The 3,227-nt window shown below is 66.9% G+C and carries 3 protein-coding genes; 2 read left to right on the top strand and 1 reads right to left on the bottom strand.

Translation table 11 applies throughout. The features are described 5' to 3' along the window. The first annotated feature begins 75 nt into the window (after window positions 1-75). Complete coding sequence (gene phoR / locus IRZ12_RS16735) at window positions 76-1,386, top strand: phosphate regulon sensor histidine kinase PhoR (protein ID WP_296470959.1); 1,311 nt, start codon at window positions 76-78, stop codon at window positions 1,384-1,386. Window positions 1,387-1,488: 102 nt separating this feature from the next. Next, complete coding sequence (serA, locus tag IRZ12_RS16730) at window positions 1,489-2,688, top strand: phosphoglycerate dehydrogenase (RefSeq protein WP_296470953.1); 1,200 nt, start codon at window positions 1,489-1,491, stop codon at window positions 2,686-2,688. 23 nt (window positions 2,689-2,711) lie between these two features. On the opposite strand, the gene IRZ12_RS16725 is transcribed toward serA, so the two are convergent. Then, the gene (locus tag IRZ12_RS16725; RefSeq protein ID WP_296470956.1) at window positions 2,712-3,194 is read right to left on the bottom strand and encodes an HIT family protein; all 483 of its coding nucleotides are present in this window, start codon (window positions 3,192-3,194) and stop codon (window positions 2,712-2,714) included. Between the last annotated feature and the right edge of the window lie 33 nt (window positions 3,195-3,227).

The following is a 3,227-nucleotide window of genomic DNA, read 5'->3' as shown; positions in this document are numbered from 1 at the left end:
AAGCCGGCCCGCTCTGCGGCTTCTGCCCCCCTCGCCCCGTCGTTTACCCCGACCCGCAATGCGACAATGCCCGCCATGGTCTGGCTACGCACCCTCCTCGCCGCCCTAGCCTGGGCCGCGCTGGCCGCCCTCGCCCGGCCCGCCACCGGCAGGTTCGGCTGGGAAGTGCTCTGCTTCGGACTGGGAACGCTGCTGCTGTGGCACGTCTGGCAGCTCTCGCGGGTCACGCGCTGGACCCTCGACTTGAAGCGTCCCCCACCTGCGTCGGCCGGCTCATGGGATGACGCGCTGGCGCGCATTTATCAGCACCTGCGCCAGCAGGAGCGCCAGCTGGCGGAGCTGGAAGGCAACGTGCACGGGTTCTTCGCCGCCGCGCAGGCACTGCCCGACGGCTTGGTCACGCTGGACCATGAATTCCACATCGACTGGTGCAACCGCGTCGCGCGCCAGCACCTGGGCCTGCGCTTTCCTGCAGACCGCGGCCAGAACCTGCTGAACCTCGTGCGCGCGCCATCCTTCGTGGAATACGCCCGCCAGCCGGAATGGCCCGCCCCGTTGCTGATGCGCAGCCCGGGAGGCGGTGAGCGGATGCTGCTGGCGCAACTCATTACGTACGGCGGGAACCAACGCATGCTGCTGACCCGCGACGTCACGCAGCTCGAAAAACTCGAGACGACTCGCCGCGATTTCGTCGCCAACGTCTCGCACGAACTGCGCACGCCGCTCACGGTCCTGGCCGGGTTCCTGGAAACGCTGCGCGACATGCCGCCCGACGCCCTCAGCGAGGATCAACGCGCGCACTACCTCAAGCTGATGCACGACCAGGCCCAGCGCATGCAGGCCATCGTCGCGGACCTGCTCACCCTTTCGACCCTGGAATCCTCGCCCAGCGCCGACCCGCGCCCCGTCGGCATGCCCGGGCTGATCGAAACCGCATTGGGCCAGGCGCGCGCGCTTTCGGCCGGCCGCCATGCGTTCGCCAGTGAAGTCGATGCCGGGCTGGACATCCTCGGCGCCGCCACCGAGATTGCCTCTGCCCTGTCCAACCTCATCGTCAACGCCGTGCGCTACACGCCCGACGGGGGCCGCATCTCCGTGAGCTGGCGACGCACGCCCGACGGCGGCGCCTGCTTCGCCGTCCGGGATACCGGCATCGGCATCGCTCCCCATCACCTGCCGCGGCTGACCGAGCGCTTCTATCGGGTCGACCGCAGCCGCTCGCGTGAATCTGGCGGCACGGGGCTGGGCCTGGCGATCACCAAGCACATCGCCATGCGGCATGAAGCCGAATTGACAATCGACAGCGAGCTGGGGCAAGGCAGCACGTTCTCCTTGATTTTCCCCGAATCCCGCATCGCCGAGGGCGACCAAACCGGTCGGCACTAGGGTTTCTCCGGACCTGGCGCACGCCTGGGGTTAAGATAGGAAAACCCATACCCGCCGGCCGCCTCACGCCGAAGCGCGCCGCCCTAGCCGGAACCGTACCCCATGGCGAAAATCGTCTTACTCGAGAACATTCACCCCAGCGCGGTCGAGGTTTTCTCCGCCGCCGGCTTCACGCAGATCGAAACGCACGCCAGCGCCCTTCCGCCGGAGGCGCTACGCGACGCCCTGCGGGGCGCGAGCGTCGTGGGCATACGCTCCCGCACACACCTGGACGCCAGCATCATTACCAGCCTGCCCGACCTGCGGGTCATCGGCTGCTTCTGCATAGGCACCAACCAGGTCGACCTCGCCACCGCCATGGAAAGCGGCATTCCGGTCTTCAATGCCCCGTTCTCCAATACGCGCTCGGTGGCCGAATTGGTCTTGGCGGAAGCCATTCTGCTCTTGCGGCGCATCCCCGAGAAAAACCTGCGGGTCCACCAAGGATACTGGGACAAGAGCGCAACCGGTGCCTACGAGGCACGCGGCAAGACGCTGGGCATCATCGGTTACGGAAACATCGGCTCGCAGGTGGGCATCCTGGCCGAAGCCCTGGGCATGCGCGTGATCTTCCACGACGTCGAGGCCAAACTGCCGCTGGGCAACGCCCGCGCCTATCCGGACCTGTCTGCGCTGCTAGCCGAGGCCGACGTCGTGACCTTGCACGTCCCCGGCGGCCGCGCGACCCAGAACATCATCAACGCCGAAACCTTGGCCCAGATGAAGCGCGGCGCGATCCTCATCAATGCATCGCGGGGCACCGTGGTGGACATCGACGCCCTGAAGGCAGCGCTGGACGCGGGCCACTTGCGCGGCGCGGCGCTCGACGTGTTCCCCGTCGAACCCAAGAGCGTAGACGAACCGCTCAAGAGCCCGCTCATCGGCATGCCCAATGTCATCCTGACCCCCCACATCGGGGGCAGCACGATGGAGTCGCAGGAAAACATTGGCAAGGAAGTCGCGGAAAAACTCGTGCGCTTCATCCAGAGCGGAACCACCAAAGGGGCAGTGAACTTCCCCGAGCTGCCGCACCAAGACCTCGCCGGCACCGCGCGCATCCTGCACGTGCACCGCAACGAGCCGGGCGCCCTGGCCACGCTCAACGCAGTCTTCGCCGAACGCAAGATCAACATCTGCAGCCAACAGCTGCAAACCAAAGGGCCGATCGGCTACGTGTTAACCGACATCGGCAACCAGGCCGACGCTGCGCTCATGGAAGCCCTGCGGCGACTACCCATCACCGTGCGCTGCGACCTGCTGTAGGCGGCGCCGGACCGGCCCGCGGGTCACGTGGCGCACGTGGCGCGGCCGAAACGCACCGATAGCCGTTCTTGGAGCCGGTCGTGAAACGCCGGCACGCGCCCGGCGGCGTCCTGCAGCATGCGCCGGAACGCTTCCGGCTCATCGCCCGCCGGTACCCGCGGCGGCGCCCATATCGCATCGGGAAAATGACGGTCTCCGCGCCAGCGCGGAATGATGTGCCAATGCAGGTGAGGCACCATGTTACCCAGCGCAGCCACGTTCACCTTATCCGGACGCATGTGGTCGCGCATGACCGACTCGACTTCGCACACCACTTGCATCAGGAGCGACCTGTCGGCATCGCCGAGATCGGTCATCTCTGCCGCATGGGCGAGCCAGATGACGCGCACGTAGCCTGGATAGTCCGCGTCATCGACGGCAATCACGCGAAGTTTGTCGTTGCGCCATAGTGCAGGGGCGTTGGCCGAGGCGCAGAGGGGGCAAGGGGAAAGCGGGGCGGAACTCATGGGTCGAGCATACCAGGAGCTTCGCCCGCGCCC

The sequence above is a fragment of the Pigmentiphaga sp. genome, assembly GCF_019689535.1.
GTDB lineage: Bacteria > Pseudomonadota > Gammaproteobacteria > Burkholderiales > Burkholderiaceae_B > Pigmentiphaga.
This window is presented reverse-complemented; position numbering and strand designations above follow the sequence as displayed.